Source organism: Mycobacterium sp. Root135 (assembly GCF_001426545.1).
Classification (GTDB): domain Bacteria; phylum Actinomycetota; class Actinomycetes; order Mycobacteriales; family Mycobacteriaceae; genus Mycobacterium.
Genome location: NZ_LMEZ01000005.1, coordinates 1,044,940 through 1,059,812, shown reverse-complemented (window position 1 = coordinate 1,059,812; position 14,873 = coordinate 1,044,940). Strand labels below are relative to the sequence as shown.

The window sequence follows — 14,873 nt, the reverse complement described above, 5'->3', positions numbered from 1 at the left end:
GGAGACGACCACCCCTCGACGGTCGTCCTCCACGGCTCAGCCACGCACGCCAGTTACGTGAACGACGGCGGGGAGCGGCCGGACGACGCGATCCGCTCTCAGTCCCGGCGAACCGGGCGCATCGGAGAAATTACTCCCTTCCCGCAGGTCGCGCAACCGCCCCTTTCCACCCGCCGAACCACGAAAACCGGGCGAATGCTGCATGAACACCGGTGGTTCAGCATCTGGACAGGCGTTCCGGCTAAGGCGCGTAGCTTCGGCAGCCTAGGATGCTGTCATGACGCACGACTGGCTTCTGGTGGAGACACTTGGCGCCGAACCAGCCGTCGTCGCGCAAGGACAGCACACCAAGAACCTGGTACCTATCAGCGCGTTCCTGAGGCGAAACCCCAACCTGATGGCGATTCAGACGGCCATCAACGAGACCGTTCAGGCCGGGAAGGCACTGAGCAGTCTGACCCCCAAGAGCGACCGCGTTATCCGCACCGAGGTGGTGCAAATGACCGACGGCCGCATTCACGGCGTTCACGTGTGGATCGGGCCGCTGGACCAGGATCCGCCGGACCGCGTACTGCCCGGTCCGTTGAAGTGGGATCTGACGGACGGCGTCGCGACGGACACCCCCGAGTCGTTGATGAACAGCGGGCTGGATCCCACCACCGAGGCCACCCAGGGCCGCGCGTTCGCCGAAGACCTCCCCACCAGGAATCTGAACCCCGACGAGGCCAGGGTGCTGGCGGTGGCGATCAAGCCAGAGGCGGGCCGAACGTTCTGCAGCACCTGGGACGTGACCGACTACAAGGGCAAGCTGATCACCGTCGGGTTCGCGGCCAGGGTGCTGCAGGAGGTCGACGGGGCCGGCCGCGACAGGTTGATCTGCCGGGCGATGAACTGGCGCGGGGTGAGTGACGCACCGTCGGTCCGGTCCGAAGACCTCGGCCAACGGATCCTCAACGGTTTGGCCCAGCCTGGCGTGCACCGGGCTCTGGTGGACCTGCGGTCGTGGAAGCTGCTCAAGTGGCTCGACGAGCCGTGCCCGTTCTTCGACTGGCACGCCAGAGCTGCGGGCACGTCCATCGTCCACCCGGACGACGAGGACGAGATGACGTCGATGACAACCGATTTCGGTGACGGTTCGGCCTCGCGCGTGCTGAGGCTGCGGGGGCTCGACGGCGGGTGGACGCCCGTCCACGTCACGGCCCACCGGGTCGAGATCGCCGAGGACACCTACGCCGGCCTGCTGTCGCTCAGATTGCCGACCGACGACGAACGGGCCCCGCAGCCACGCAAGGCTACCCGCCGTTCGGCCGCCCCCCGCCGCGCCCGCACTTAAGGCGAGCCACCCCTTTCGTCGACTCCCAGCCCCTCCCACTTCGCCGAGTGTGCTGTGGGATCGCCCAAGCGCGTGGATTCGCGATCTGTCAGCACACGCGACGGAGGTGGGCCGAGCACGGGGGCGGGCCGGCTCACGCCGGGCCGGCGCGGGCACTCGCGCTTGCCACGTGCACACCCCAGCGCCCGAGACGCACGGTCACCTCCGCAGTCACGACGACGTCGAGTTCGGCGACGGTGCAGGCCGTCATCGTTGCCGACATCGCCGCAGCGAGCGACGCTGCCGACGCGCACGCCACCCGGGGGCCAGCGGTCAACTGCCCCGCCGCCGCCAACGCGGCCAAGTCCGCGGTGGCCTCCGCCCGATGCCTGGCCACCACCGCCGAGCCCACCGCCGCGCCGCCCACGGTCAACGCCATCAGCACCGCCATCATCGCCGCAGCCACCACGCTGGCCGAGCCGCGGTCAGAGTCCAGGCTCGACCGCCGCCACCGCCTCTGCACTGATCGTGATGCCTGGCAACAGGTTTGACCGTGAACTGACCCGCGCCACGACGAAGCCGCCGTCACGGCGGAGCGCCAGTTCCGCGCCGACCGGCCCTGCCCTGCGCACCACGTCCGAGGCGGCGCCCTGGTCGCCGCGAGCCGCCAGCCGGGCGGCCTCCCGCGACGAGTCGACGCACCGCACCTGCATCCCGACCGCCGCGAGACCACCGACACACAGCACCAGGACGACCGCCAACGCCGCAACGGCGAACGCCGCCTCGACGGTGACGCCACCCTCCTCACCTAGACGTTGGTGTTCAACGCTCGGGTGATGATGTTGGTCAGCGCACTCGTGATCGAGTCTCCGGTGACCACCGTGTAGAGAATCGCCCCGAACGCCGCCGCCGCGATGGTTCCGATCGCGTACTCGACGGTGGACATTCCCGATTCGTCCACCGCGAGCAACACCAAGCGGGCGTGCAGCCGCCGAAACACGTTGTCCTCGAACATATCCGTCCCCATTCATCTTCCAAGGGCGCGCGGCTTCCCCGCACGCCACGACTTGGTTCACCACACGCCCGACCGCAGCACGTCACCGGCCAGACCGACCACCACGGGGACGATCCCGAGACAGACGAAGGCAGGCAGATAGCAGACGCCAAGCGGACCCGCGATGAGCACCGACGCCCGTTCGGCGGCTGCCCGCGCGGAGTCCGACGCATCCCGCCTCGACTGGTCGGCCAGATCGGACACCGCCTGCGCCAGAGCGGTTCCCGACGACGCCGAGCGCCGGGCAAGCCTGCACAGCGAGTCGACGCGGGGGTCGCCCGCGGTGTCGCCGGTCGTCCAGACGGTCTCCGGGTCGGCGCCGAGAGCCAGCAGATCCGCGGCACGCCCGAGTACGTCCGCCAACGCCTGCGGCGCGAACGGCGCGGTCGCCCTCGCTGCGCCTGCCACCGCCATGCCCGACGACAGACACGCGGCGAACACGTCGAGGGCAGATGCCACCGCCAGCGGATCGTCGCCGTCGCCGGCCTGCGGGGCGGGCAGCGCGACCACCACCGGCGCCCTGGTGGTGCGCACCCGACCACCGGTGAGCAGCATCGCCACCGCGAGAAGCACTGCGGCCAGGCTCATCCGAGCACCCGATCGGTGATGCGATCGGACCACCACAATCCAATGCAGGCGAGGGTCACGCCGATCACGAGGCACCACCCGCCGACACCACCGGACAGCAGGAACCGCAACGGCTGCGCCCCGATGAGGTGCCCCAGGCCGACGCCGAGCACCGGCAGCCCAGCCAGGATCGTCGCGGTGGCGCGCGCACCTGCCATTCCGGCCGTCACCCCGGCGTTGAAGCGCTCGCGCTCGACGACGTCTTGCTCGGCCGCGCGGATGAGCGCGACGATCGCCAAGCCACGGGTCTGGGCCAACAGCCACGTGGCCGACAACCTCTCCCAGTACTGCGGCACGGTCGATTGCAGTGCCGCCGAATGCAATCCGGCGGACACGTCAGCCCCGAGTCGGGCTCTGGCCGCGACCGCCCGCAGCGAGTCGGCGACGGTTCCGTCGACTTCGGCCGCGGCCCGTTCGAATGCGACGACCGGATGCGCGCCCACCCGCAGCTCCCCCACCAGGACGCCCAGCGCGGCCTGCAGTGCGGCCGCCTCCTGGGCTCTTCGAGCCCTCTTGCGGGAACTTTTGCGGCGCAATGTGATCGACGCCGTGACGACCGCGGCTGCCACCGACGCCGCGACGGGTGCGAGGACGACGATCGTGGTGGCCGCGACCACGCATCCCGCGATCGCGAGTGCCCGACGGCTGCGCCGCGGCGGGTGCCACGAACCGAGTCGACGGGGTGGCCAGGGAGCGACCATCAACGCCGCGGCCAGCGCCAGCGCCGCGACCGTCACGGGCGGCGCGCCGACACTAGGCCCGTCAACCGGTCCATCCCGTCCTCGAACCCTCGGTCGGCGTGCCAGGCCGTCGTCGCGGCGACCAATCCGTCGTCGCCCCTTCCCAAGACCGCAATCTCCTCGAGGCGGCGAACCCCCGCCCGGTCCCGCCCGACGTGCAGTACCACCCTGACCGCGGCGGCGAGCTGACTGTGCCGCGCGGCCCGGTCCAGTCCGCCGACCGCGGCGAGGGCCTCGAGACGCGCGGGTACCTCGGCGGGGCTGTTGGCGTGCACCGTTCCCGCGCCGCCGTCGTGACCGGTGTTGAGCGCGGCGAGAAGGTCGACGACCTCGCCACCGCGCACCTCCCCTACGACGATGCGGTCCGGTCGCATCCGCAGCGCCTGCCGGACGAGGTCGCGGACGGTCACCTCGCCGACGCCTTCGACGTTGGCGTAGCGGGTGACGAGGTTGACCAGATGCGGATGCCGCGGCGCGAGTTCGGGCGCGTCCTCGACGCAGACGATGCGTTCGTCCGCCGCGACGGCGCCCAGGGCTGCCGACAGCAGTGTCGTCTTGCCAGCACCGGTGCCACCCGAGACCAGGAACGCCAGCCGGGAGGCGATCACTTCGCCGAGGATCGCGGCTGCGGCGGGGGCGATAGCGCCCGAGCCGACGAGCGCGGGAAGGTCCTGGGTGGCGGGCCGCAGGACCCGCAGCGACAGGCAGGTACCCGCGGGCGCGATCGGAGGGAGCACAGCGTGGAGTCGCACGGTGAAACCGCCGGCGCCAAGGCCGAGAAGTTGACCGTCGACCCACGGCTGGGCCTCGTCGAGTCGGCGTCCGGCCGCCAACGCCAGCCGTTGGGCCAGCCTGCGCACCGCGGTCTCGTCGTCGAAGCGGACGTCGGTTCGGCGCAGTCCGCGACCGTCGTCGACCCACACCGCATCCGGCGCCGACACCAGAACGTCGGTCGTCCCCGCGGCACAGAGCAGCGGCTCGAGGATTCCGGCGCCGGTCAGCTCGGTCTGCAGCACGCGCAGATTGCTCAGGACGTCGGTGTCACCGAGCAGACCGGACGACTCGGCGCGGATCGCTTCGGCGACCACGTTCGGGCCGAGCGGTCCCGGCTCGGCTGCCAGCCGCTCCCTGACCCGTTCGACGAGCGAACCGCTCATGCGACCATCTGCTTGTCCGTCGCGCCGGGCTGGCGATGAAGCACCTCGAGTACCTGCCTGGCCGCCGACATCAGCGGCGAACGGCGTCGCGGCCTGAGCCCGTCGCGTTCGAGTTCGGCGGCGAGGCCTGGCTGAGTGCGCATCGCCGCCAGGAGTGGAAGGTCCGCGATGCGCGACACGTCGACGGCGCGCAGTCCACCGGGAGCGGGGCCGCGCACGACGAGCCCGACGTTCGGATTGTTCTCCACCAGCCACCGTCCGACTGCCGTTGCGGCGGCGCAGGACCTGACGTCGGCGGGCGTGACGACGACGACGAGGTCGGCCGCGTCGAGTGCGGCCCCCACCGCGGGCGTCGCGCGGCGCGGCAGGTTGCAGACCGTGGTGACGCCCGCGCGGGAACCGCCGTCGACCACCGCGGTGAGTGCGCCCGCGTCGATCTCGCCACCGGATTGACCAGCCGACAGCACCGTGACGCCGTGGCGCGACGGCAACGCCGCAGACAGTGCGGCGTACCCGACTCGACCGCCGCCGAGCGCAAGGTCGGGCCACCGCAGCCCGGCGTCCCGCTCACTGCCGAGAGTCAGGTCGATTCCGCCGCCCCAGGGGTCGACGTCCACCAGCAGTGATGTGGTCGCGGCGTGGGCCAGCGCCGTCGCGAACACCGAGGCGCCGGCTCCGCCGCATCCGCCGACGACGGCCAGCACCGCACCCCGTCGGCCGTCGTCGCTCGCGGAGTCGGCGGCGTCGGACAGTTCGGACACCAGCGCCGCCTCGTCCGCCGGCAGGGACACGACACGTTCGGCGCCAATCGCGATCGCGACGTGCCAGTGCTCGGGGTTGGGCTCCGCGGGTGCGACCAGCAGGACGCGATCTCGTCTCGGCAGGCCCAGTTCGGCGCAGCGGCGGGCACCGGCAAGATCGAGGACGACGGCAGACGCCGCCAACCACGCCTTGCGGCTCGACGGCGAGTCGACGTGGACGACTCGCACGCTCGCCGCCGCCGCGACGCGGTCGACGTCGCGCAGGAGGGAAGCGTCGACGACCACCGCAAGGATGCCGTTGCTCGAATTCATGCCATCACTGTGTGGCTACGACGGACGCGACGCCATCCCCATCTGACGAAATGTGGATGAAGGTGCGTCTGTGGATGAATCGGCTGCGAATCCCGCTCGCAAACATCGGCCGGTGAAGACCAGCCGTCGGGGCACGATTTCGCGAACTTGTCCAGAAAAAGGGACGACCCCCGCCAGGGGGGAGGAGGCGGAGGTCGTCGTGTATCAGCCCCGGGGGGTCGGGCTGATCCACACCCGACATAAGCCGGGTAATGCTCACTATACACACGTCAATACGGGCTAGCGCAAGTCATCGAGACCCTATGAATCTGCAATGAAATCGCGCGGTGACCTGGAAAGTTACACGGGGCGACAGGTGGCGGAGACTGCCACTTCGCGTCAACGGGCACCTCACCCGACACGACCGCCGCATATGCTGACATCGTGACTGCTTCCGGCGCCGCCTCGGCGGACCCGACAGAGCCGCATTCCGCCACCCCCGGTGATCGCCAAATCCGCACCGCGGCGTTCTTCGATCTTGACAAGACGGTGATCGCCAAGTCGAGCACGTTGGCTTTTAGCAAACCCTTCTTCGACCAGGGGCTAATTAACCGGCAAGCGGTCCTCAAGTCGACCTACGCGCAGTTCCTGTTCCACATGTCCGGCGCCGACCACGAGCAGATGGATCGCATGCGCTCCTACATCACCACGATGTGCGCAGGGTGGAACGTCGAACAGGTGAAGTCGATCGTCGCCGAGACGATGCACGACATCGTCGACCCCCTTGTCTTCGTCGAGGCCGCCAACCTCATCGCCGACCACAAGTTGTGCGGCCGCGACGTCGTCGTCGTGTCCGCGTCGGGCGAGGAGATCGTCGCGCCGATCGCCAAGGCCCTCGGCGCGACGCACGCGATGGCCACCCGGATGGTCGTCGAGGACGGCAAGTACACCGGCGAGGTGGCCTTTTACTGTTACGGCGAGGGCAAGGTCGAGGCCATCCAGGAGCTCGCCGCTCGCGAGGGCTACGCGCTGGACCACTGCTACGCGTACTCCGACTCGATCACCGACCTGCCGATGCTCGAGGCGGTCGGGCACCCGACCGTCGTCAATCCCGACCGCGCGCTGCGCAGGGAAGCGGCAGGCAGGGGCTGGCCCGTGCTGACGTTCTCCCGAGCGGTGTCGCTGAGGGAACGCATCGGCGCCCCGTCCGGTGCCGCCGTCGCCACGTCGGTCGCCGTCGGCATCAGCGCGTTGGCCGCCGGCGCCCTGACGTATTCGTTGCTACGACGCTTCGCCTTCTAGGCGCGCAAAGCATCTCTCGGGGCGGTTGCTGACGGCCTCGGGGTCACGATCTGACGACTCGCCGAAACTGGCCCTTGATGTGACCGCGGTCACGGAGTACAAAGGAGTCACGGAAGCCGCTAGAGGCCAAGTTCGAACCAGAAGAGAAGGTTCGCACTCCCGACAGAGGCATCCCAGCACGGGACCTGCGAACCCACGCGGAGCACATACCGCGATAATGGTAAAAGTGTTGCGGGCCTGCGTAATTGCGAAGAGCGGACGCCAAGCGAGGATCCCTTGGGTGGGGTCAGCAGCCGTAGCGCATCGTAAGAACGCCGAGGCCACCCACGCAACCCACGCAGCACGCATGGTATCCGGAGTTCCGTGCTAGCGGGCGGCGAGCCGAATCACTTCGGGGCGCCGCCCGCCTCATTTTGCTGACGTCACTTCTTCGACGCCGCCTCGGCAATCGCCAACGCCTCGCGCGCACCCGCCCTCAGTGCATGACTGCTGTTGACGAGCCAGGCGGTCAGACCCTCGCGCGTCCCCGACTCGAAGCCTCGGGCCGCCGCCCGGTAGTCGCCAGGCTTCTGCATCCAGAACTGCTCCGGGACGCCAAGGCCGCGGGTGTCCAACCCACTGGCGATGGTGACCAGCCGCGACACGCCACGCGCCACCACGCCGTCCGCCACCCCGAAGGGGGCGAGCACCAACAGTTCACCGTGGGCCACCGCAGCCAGCACCGGCGCCGGCACGCGCGTGGTCGTGACGACGTCGGCCAGCATCTCGAGGCGACGCCCGACGCCCGCGTCCGCACGCGGCCGACCGAGCCGGTCGTCGTCGGTCAGGTCGGCGGCGGCCAGAGCGTGAAGTTTCGCGATTGCCTGCAGTGGCGCGCGCTGCCACACCCCGATGAGCGACGACGCCCCGCCCTCGAGCGCTTCGGCGACGCGCAGCGCGCCCGCCAATACCGGGTCGGGCCCCTCGTCGGGGTTGAGCACCAACGATCCGCCGTCGAGGACGGACGACGCGCGGGCGGCCCGCATCGCCGACTCGGCCGCGGTCGCGGGCCAACCCCGCCGGTTCGTCTTGTGTCGATGCGCCAGTGCGAGCGCCTCGCGGGCCGCTTCACCGGCGTCGGCGACCCCCGGCAAGTCCGCCAGTGGGGCAAGGGGATCGGGAGCGGCCACGAGGACACGGTAGTGCCCCGGCGCGTCGCATCGGCGCGGGGTGGCCGACCGTTGGACCCGTCCACGTGCGCGTTCGGCGCGTACCGGGCACCGTCCGCAGCCGGCGGTGTGAGTTGTTCGGAGAAGCGACATCAGGGGTGACTACGCTCACGTTCATGGCATCGAATGACACCGTGGCGCCGTCCTATCCGCCCTCCGCCGCGTTCTCCGAGCAGGCCAACGCATCCGCCGCCCTCTACGACGAGGCCGAAGCCGATCGTTTGGCGTTCTGGGCGACCCAGGCCGAGCGCCTGTCGTGGGCGAAACCCTTCACCGAGGTCCTCGACTGGTCGGAGGCACCGTTCGCGAAGTGGTTCCCCGACGGCAAGCTCAACGTCGCTTACAACTGCGTGGACCGCCACGTCGAGGCGGGCAACGGCGACAGGGTCGCCATCCACTGGGTCGGCGAACCGGTCGACGACGAGCGCGTCATCACCTACGCCCAGCTCAAGGACGAGGTCTGCAAGGCCGCCAACGCCCTGACCGAACTCGGCCTCGTCGCCGGCGACCGCGTCGCCATCTACATGCCGATGGTGCCCGAGGCGATCGTGGCGATGCTCGCCTGCGCCCGGCTTGGCGCGATGCACTCGGTGGTCTTCGCCGGATACTCCGCCTCAGCGTTGAAGGCACGCGTCGAGGACGCAGAGGCCAAGTTGGTCATCACCACCGACGGGCAGTTCCGCCGCGGCAAGGCCGCCTCCCTGAAGGAAGCCGTCGACGAGGCAGTCAAGGAGTCCGAGAGCGTCGAGCACGTTCTGGTGGTGCGCCGCACCGGGATCGACGTCGAGTGGACCGAGGGCCGCGACCTGTGGTGGCACGACGTGGTGGACGCCGCGTCGACCGAGCACACCCCGGAGCCGTTCGACTCCGAGCACCCGCTGTTCCTGCTGTACACCTCGGGAACCACCGGCAAGCCCAAGGGCATCCTGCACACCACGGGCGGCTACCTCACCCAGTCGAGCTACACCCACTTCAACGTCTTCGACGTCAAGCCCGAGACCGACGTGTACTGGTGCACCGCCGACATCGGCTGGGTCACCGGGCACACCTACATCGTCTACGGCCCGCTCTCCAACGGCGTCACCCAGGTGGTTTACGAGGGCACCCCCACCTCGCCCACCGAGCACCGACACTTCGAGATCATCGAAAAGTGCGGTGTCACAATCTATTACACCGCGCCGACGCTGGTGCGCACGTTCATGAAGCTCGGCCGCCAGATCGCCGCCGAGCACGATCTGTCCAGCCTGCGGTTACTCGGCTCGGTCGGTGAGCCCATCAACCCCGAAGCGTGGCGCTGGTACCGCACCGTCTTCGGCGCCGACGAAACCCCCATCGTCGACACCTGGTGGCAGACCGAGACCGGCTCGATCATGATCTCCCCGCTGCCCGGGGTCACCGACGCAAAGCCGGGGTCGGCCATGACCCCGCTGCCGGGCATCTCCGCGATGATCGTCGACGACGACGGCAACAAGCTGGAGCCGGGCACCGACCACGGCGAACAGGCCAGCGGCTACCTGGTGCTCGACAAGCCGTGGCCGTCGATGCTGCGCGGCATCTGGGGCGACCCCGAACGCTTCAAGGAGACCTACTGGTCGCGCTTCGCCGAGCAGGGCTGGTACTTCGCCGGCGACGGCGCGCGCTACGGCAAGGACGGCGAGATCTGGGTGCTCGGCCGCATCGACGACGTCATGAACATCTCCGGCCACCGGATCTCCACCGCCGAGGTCGAATCCGCGCTCGTCGGGCACTCCGGGGTCGCCGAGGCCGCCGTCGTCGGAGCCACCGACGAACAGACCGGCCAGGCCATCTGCGCGTTCGTCATCCTCAAGGCCTCAGCGAAGGGTGGCGAGGAGGACATGGTCGACGAACTGCGCAAGCAGGTTGCCACCGAGATCTCCCCCATCGCCAGGCCGCGGGAGATTCACGTCGTCCCCGAACTGCCGAAGACCCGCAGCGGCAAGATCATGCGGCGCCTGCTGCGCGACGTCGCCGAGGGCCGCGAGCTCGGGGACACCTCGACGCTGGTCGACCCCAGCGTCTTCGAGGCCATCCGCGCCAGTAAGTAGGGGCGGAGAGACGGGTCCCATCGGTGGCCGACGGGACTATCGTGGCTCCCACGCGGGCCGACGACACGCCTCGCGAGGAGCGTGATCACCGGTGAGTTCATCGAAGGCGGCGGACGCCGACGTCCGCGCGGTTCACGAACTCTTCGTCGCGGGCGAGGTCGACGCGTCCTATCTCGCGTCGACCCCTCTGCGCCGCGTCGTGGTCGAGAGTTGGCAGCGCAGCCTGGCCAGGGGCGTCGACCCCGACCGCGGCGGTGCCCAGTCCTCCGACCTCGCGCTCAGCGTGGCCCGGATGCGGGCGGCCCATCCCCTGGCCTCGGCCTTGCCGGTCATCCGCCGATTGCTGGTCGAGGACGCGCGGTCCTCGGGGGTGATGGTCGCGGTCAGCGCGGCGGACGGCACCCTGCTGTGGGTCGAGGGTGACGCCGCGGCATGTCGTCAGGCCGAGTCGATGAACTTCGTCCCCGGCGCGGACTGGAGTGAACGCGGGGCGGGCACCAATGCGCCGGGCACGGCGCTGGCGCTGGACGCCGAGGTGCAGATCCGCGGCACCGAACACTTCTCCCGACTGGTGCAACCGTGGAGTTGCACGGCGGTGCCGGTGCACGACCCCGTGACGGGAACGTTGATCGGCGCGATCGACCTCACCGGGGGCGACGACGTGTCGTCGTCCCAGACCCTGGCCTTGGTGCGCGCCACCGTTGTCGCCGTCGAGAACCATCTGGCGCTGCTGCGCTTCATCGAGGCACCCCGCGTCGAAACCCTCACTGCAGCACCGCGTTTGCGGGTCCTTGGGGCCGACCGGCCGCGGTGGGAGAGCACCGACGCACACGGGCGGCCGACCCGCGTCGCGCTCACAGGCAGGCACGCCGACATCCTGGTCCTGCTCAGCAGACACCCCGAGGGGCTGAGCGCCGACCACCTCGCCACGCTGTTGGACGACGGGCACCTCGACGTCGTCACGATCCGCGCCGAGATGTCGCGGCTACGCAGGGTCGTCGGCCCCGAACTGCTGTCGTCGCGGCCCTACCGGCTGACGGCGCCGATCTCGAGCGATCTCGCCGAGGTCTTCGACGCGCTGGCCCGCGGCGACGTGGCGGCGGCCCTCGACGCGTACCCCGGCCCACTGCTGAGCAAGTCGGTGTCCCCGGCCGTCGCACGGCTGCGAACCGAGTTGAGCACCAGCCTGCGCGGCGCGGTCATGGCAACCGGCGACCTCGGGCTGCTCCGCCGTTGGCTCCAACTGCCCGAGGGGTCCGACGACCGCGACGGCTGGCGTCGACTGCACGACAGCGCCGAACCGGTGGACCGGGCCAGGGCCGGTGGACACCTCGCCGGCCTCGACTTCGAATTCGGCTGAACCGTGCAACCGTGATGCAACCCCTTTTCGCCTATCTTGAGTGACGACCGACACACTTCCACCGGTGATGTCGCCCCGTTCGTTGGAGAGGAACCCATGACTGTTTACGCGCGGCCCGGCACCGAAGGCTCGGTGATGACCTTCGACTCCCGCTACGACAACTACATCGGCGGCGACTGGGTGGCCCCCACCGCAGGCCGCTACTTCGAGAACCCGACGCCGATCACCGGCAAGACGTTCTGCGAGGTGGCGCGGTCCGACGAGTCCGACATCGAGAAGGCGCTCGACGCCGCTCACGCCGCCGCCCCCGCCTGGGGCAAGACGTCGCCTGCCGAGCGGGCCAACATCCTGAACAAGATCGCCGACCGCATCGAGCAGAATCTCGAGTCGATCGCCGTCGCCGAGGCGTGGGACAACGGCAAGCCGGTCCGCGAGACGCTCAACGCCGACATCCCGTTGGCCGTTGACCACTTCCGCTACTTCGCGGGAGCCCTTCGCGCCCAAGAGGGTTCGCTGTCCCAGATCGACGAGGACACCGTCGCCTACCACTTCCACGAGCCCCTCGGCGTCGTGGGACAGATCATCCCGTGGAACTTCCCCATCCTGATGGCGGTGTGGAAGCTCGCTCCCGCGCTCGCCGCAGGCAACGCGGTGGTGCTCAAGCCCGCCGAGCAGACCCCGGTGTCGATCCTCTATTTGATGTCGATCATCGGTGACCTGCTGCCCGCCGGTGTGGTCAACGTGGTCAACGGTTTTGGCGTCGAGGCGGGCAAGCCGCTGGCGTCGAGCAACCGGATCGCGAAGATCGCCTTCACCGGTGAGACCACCACCGGGCGCCTGATCATGCAGTACGCCTCGCAGAACCTGATCCCGGTCACGTTGGAGCTGGGCGGCAAGAGCCCCAACATCTTCTTCTCCGACGTCATGGCCCAGGTCGACGACTTCCAGGACAAGGCGCTGGAGGGCTTCACGATGTTCGCCCTCAACCAGGGCGAGGTGTGCACCTGCCCGTCACGCTCACTGGTGCAGGCCGACATCTACGACGAGTTCCTGACTCAGGCCGCGATCCGTACCAAGGCCGTCCGCCAGGGCGACCCGCTGGACACCGAGACGATGATCGGCGCCCAGGCCTCCAACGATCAGTTGGAAAAGATCCTGTCCTACATCGAGATCGGCAAGGACGAGGGCGCCAAGGTCATCACCGGCGGCGAACGTGCCGAGCTCGGTGGCGAACTGGCTGGCGGCTACTACGTGCAGCCGACGATCTTCGAGGGCAACAACAAGATGCGGGTGTTCCAGGAGGAGATCTTCGGCCCGGTCGTCGCCGTCACGTCGTTCAGCGACTACGACGAGGCCATCTCGATCGCCAACGACACCCTCTACGGCCTCGGCGCCGGCGTGTGGAGCCGTGACGGCAACACCGCCTACCGCGCGGGTCGGGACATCAAGGCCGGTCGCGTGTGGACCAACTGCTACCACGCGTACCCCGCACATGCGGCGTTCGGCGGGTACAAGCAGTCCGGCATCGGCCGCGAGAACCACAAGATGATGCTCGACCACTACCAGCAGACCAAGAACCTGCTGGTGTCCTACGGCAACAAGGCGCAGGGCTTCTTCTAACCCCTGCCGAACGTGAAGAAGTGCGCGAGAAATGCTCGAATTCTCGCGCACTTCTTCACGTTCACGGCAAGCGCATGGCCCTGATCGCCGGTGCCGTCGAGGCGGCGAGCAACGTCGCCCGGTCCGGCGGGTAGCAGACGTCGACGACCGCCGCCGACGGGAATCGGTACGGCCGGCCGTGCACCAGACCCGCGAGTTGCCTTCGCAGCCGCGACATCTCGGCCCGCACCGTCACCACGCGCGACCGGTCGCCGTAGAGGTCCTCGGCGAGCTCGGGCGCGGACCGCCCGTCGCGATGCGTGGCGAGGATCAGCAGGATTTCGGCGTGCCGAGGCGAGATGTCGTGCCGCCAACAGCCGAACTGGCCGACCATCTCCAGTGACGGCGCCCCCGAGTCGCGGACGTCGAGGGTGACGCGGGAGATGCCGGGGGTGGCGTCGTCGTCGGTCGGGCGCACCAACCACCCGCCGGGCAGCAGTTCGATCTCGCACATGCCCAGTGGCGGCACCCAGGCCCGGCCGGGTGCGATCTCCGCGGGCAGCAGGATTCGGTTGTGCATCGGCACCGAGTCCACCGCCGCCACCCACCCGTCCTGGTCGACGGCGAGCGCGGGCGCCGCGATGCGGGCGAGGATGGGCGCGGCCACCGCGCGCAACCGGTTCAGGGTCTGGTCGTGCTGTTCGCGCAGCCGCGACTCGGCGAGCCGCGCGACGACGTCGACGAGGGCGACCGTCGTGGGGTGCACCGTCGCCGCTGGCCCCGAGACGTCGACGACGCCGATGACCTGCCCCGTGCGCGGGTCCTTGATCGGCGCTCCCGCACACGTCCACGGGTGATGGCTGCGCTGGTAGTGCTCGGCGGAGAACACCTGCACCGCCCGGTTGGAGGCCAGGGCGGTCCCGATGGCGTTGGTGCCGACGGCGCTCTCACCCCAGTGCGCCCCTTCGATGAAGCCCAGCCGGTCGGCGTGGTTGAGCACCGACGCCGAGCCACTGCGCCACAGCACCCGGCCCAGCGCGTCGGCGACGACGAGGATGTTGTCCCCGTCGGCGATCAGCGACTCCAGGTTGCGCGACACCTCGTCGAGGACGCCGAGCAAACCCGAGGACTTGCGCAGCATCTCGAGACCCGCGAGTTCGACGACGGGCGCCGACAGTCGATCGGGCGCAAGGCCGTTGGCGATCATCCGCTGCCAAGAGTCCTCGATCACCGACCGCGGGCGGGCAGGCGCGCGGGCACCCGACATCGTCGCGTCGTACACCGCCGACATCAGCCGCGCATAGTCCCGCGGATCCTCACCGACCGCGACGGCCGGTTCGGGAGAGGAAAGGTCTTGCATCACCCCTGATTGTGCTCCCGATCACAGACGAAAGCC

Annotated in this window: 14 protein-coding genes; 5 read left to right on the top strand and 9 right to left on the bottom strand. The window is 69.5% G+C overall.

All coding sequences use genetic code 11. The features are described 5' to 3' along the window. Positions 1-277: 277 nt before the first annotated feature. The gene (locus ASD37_RS16230) at positions 278-1,333 is read left to right on the top strand and encodes a PAS domain-containing protein (RefSeq protein WP_056552773.1); all 1,056 of its coding nucleotides are present in this window, start codon (positions 278-280) and stop codon (positions 1,331-1,333) included. Positions 1,334-1,466: 133 nt separating this feature from the next. On the opposite strand, the gene ASD37_RS16225 is transcribed toward ASD37_RS16230, so the two are convergent. Genes ASD37_RS16225 through ssd form a run of 7 tightly spaced genes read right to left on the bottom strand, consistent with a single transcriptional unit; the run spans position 1,467 to position 5,963 of the window. Continuing rightward, positions 1,467-1,835 (bottom strand): Rv3654c family TadE-like protein, encoded by a 369-nt coding sequence (locus ASD37_RS16225; RefSeq protein ID WP_304438714.1) that lies wholly within the window; start codon positions 1,833-1,835, stop codon positions 1,467-1,469. After that, positions 1,798-2,073 carry a TadE family type IV pilus minor pilin gene (locus ASD37_RS16220; RefSeq protein WP_082570171.1) on the bottom strand — a complete coding sequence of 92 codons (276 nt, stop codon included), beginning with the start codon at positions 2,071-2,073 and terminating at the stop codon, positions 1,798-1,800. Before ASD37_RS16220 ends, ASD37_RS16225 begins: the two co-directional genes overlap by 38 nt. 47 nt (positions 2,074-2,120) lie before the next feature. Beyond that, positions 2,121-2,327, bottom strand: coding sequence for a DUF4244 domain-containing protein (locus tag ASD37_RS16215; protein ID WP_056552768.1), 207 nt, complete (start codon positions 2,325-2,327; stop codon positions 2,121-2,123). A 57-nt stretch (positions 2,328-2,384) separates the two neighbouring features. Then, positions 2,385-2,954, bottom strand: a complete 570-nt coding sequence (locus ASD37_RS16210; RefSeq protein ID WP_056552765.1) for a type II secretion system F family protein — start codon at positions 2,952-2,954, stop codon at positions 2,385-2,387. Further along, on the bottom strand, positions 2,951-3,694 hold the full coding sequence (locus tag ASD37_RS16205) for a type II secretion system F family protein (protein ID WP_235568440.1): 744 nt from the start codon (positions 3,692-3,694) through the stop codon (positions 2,951-2,953). Before ASD37_RS16205 ends, ASD37_RS16210 begins: the two co-directional genes overlap by 4 nt. A 32-nt stretch (positions 3,695-3,726) precedes the next feature. Continuing rightward, the gene (locus tag ASD37_RS16200) at positions 3,727-4,890 is read right to left on the bottom strand and encodes a TadA family conjugal transfer-associated ATPase (RefSeq protein ID WP_056552758.1); all 1,164 of its coding nucleotides are present in this window, start codon (positions 4,888-4,890) and stop codon (positions 3,727-3,729) included. Continuing rightward, the gene (gene ssd, locus ASD37_RS16195; protein WP_056552754.1) at positions 4,887-5,963 is read right to left on the bottom strand and encodes a septum site-determining protein Ssd; all 1,077 of its coding nucleotides are present in this window, start codon (positions 5,961-5,963) and stop codon (positions 4,887-4,889) included. The genes ASD37_RS16200 and ssd overlap by 4 nt, the downstream gene beginning before the upstream one ends. A gap of 492 nt (positions 5,964-6,455) precedes the next feature. Here ssd and ASD37_RS16190 point away from each other — a divergent pair, with 492 nt between their 5' ends. After that, positions 6,456-7,244 carry an HAD-IB family hydrolase gene (locus tag ASD37_RS16190; RefSeq protein ID WP_235568439.1) on the top strand — a complete coding sequence of 263 codons (789 nt, stop codon included), beginning with the start codon at positions 6,456-6,458 and terminating at the stop codon, positions 7,242-7,244. A gap of 422 nt (positions 7,245-7,666) precedes the next feature. Here the strand turns inward: ASD37_RS16190 and ASD37_RS16185 are convergent, their stop codons facing one another. Beyond that, positions 7,667-8,413 carry a hypothetical protein gene (locus tag ASD37_RS16185; RefSeq protein WP_056552748.1) on the bottom strand — a complete coding sequence of 249 codons (747 nt, stop codon included), beginning with the start codon at positions 8,411-8,413 and terminating at the stop codon, positions 7,667-7,669. A gap of 155 nt (positions 8,414-8,568) precedes the next feature. On the opposite strand from ASD37_RS16185, the gene acs reads away from it, so the two are divergent. The 3 genes from acs (at position 8,569) to adh (ending at position 13,498) form a co-directional block, all read left to right on the top strand. Beyond that, complete coding sequence (gene acs / locus ASD37_RS16180; RefSeq protein WP_056552745.1) at positions 8,569-10,518, top strand: acetate--CoA ligase; 1,950 nt, start codon at positions 8,569-8,571, stop codon at positions 10,516-10,518. 91 nt (positions 10,519-10,609) lie between these two features. Then, on the top strand, positions 10,610-11,878 hold the full coding sequence (locus tag ASD37_RS16175) for a GAF domain-containing protein (protein ID WP_056552742.1): 1,269 nt from the start codon (positions 10,610-10,612) through the stop codon (positions 11,876-11,878). Positions 11,879-11,974: 96 nt separating this feature from the next. Further along, on the top strand, positions 11,975-13,498 hold the full coding sequence (gene adh / locus ASD37_RS16170; protein WP_056552739.1) for an aldehyde dehydrogenase: 1,524 nt from the start codon (positions 11,975-11,977) through the stop codon (positions 13,496-13,498). Positions 13,499-13,559: 61 nt separating this feature from the next. Here the strand turns inward: adh and ASD37_RS16165 are convergent, their stop codons facing one another. Next, positions 13,560-14,837 carry a helix-turn-helix domain-containing protein gene (locus ASD37_RS16165; protein WP_056553492.1) on the bottom strand — a complete coding sequence of 426 codons (1,278 nt, stop codon included), beginning with the start codon at positions 14,835-14,837 and terminating at the stop codon, positions 13,560-13,562. Positions 14,838-14,873 lie beyond the last annotated feature (36 nt).

Coding starts and splice junctions, on each gene's coding strand:
- ASD37_RS16165 (WP_056553492.1), bottom strand. CDS start 14,837: ATGCAAGACCTTTCCTCTCCCGAACCGGCCGTCGCGGTCGGTGAGGAT.
- ASD37_RS16210 (WP_056552765.1), bottom strand. CDS start 2,954: ATGAGCCTGGCCGCAGTGCTTCTCGCGGTGGCGATGCTGCTCACCGGT.
- ASD37_RS16205 (WP_235568440.1), bottom strand. CDS start 3,694: ATGGTCGCTCCCTGGCCACCCCGTCGACTCGGTTCGTGGCACCCGCCG.
- ASD37_RS16200 (WP_056552758.1), bottom strand. CDS start 4,890: ATGAGCGGTTCGCTCGTCGAACGGGTCAGGGAGCGGCTGGCAGCCGAG.
- acs (WP_056552745.1), top strand. CDS start 8,569: ATGGCATCGAATGACACCGTGGCGCCGTCCTATCCGCCCTCCGCCGCG.
- ASD37_RS16230 (WP_056552773.1), top strand. CDS start 278: ATGACGCACGACTGGCTTCTGGTGGAGACACTTGGCGCCGAACCAGCC.
- adh (WP_056552739.1), top strand. CDS start 11,975: ATGACTGTTTACGCGCGGCCCGGCACCGAAGGCTCGGTGATGACCTTC.
- ASD37_RS16215 (WP_056552768.1), bottom strand. CDS start 2,327: ATGTTCGAGGACAACGTGTTTCGGCGGCTGCACGCCCGCTTGGTGTTG.
- ssd (WP_056552754.1), bottom strand. CDS start 5,963: ATGAATTCGAGCAACGGCATCCTTGCGGTGGTCGTCGACGCTTCCCTC.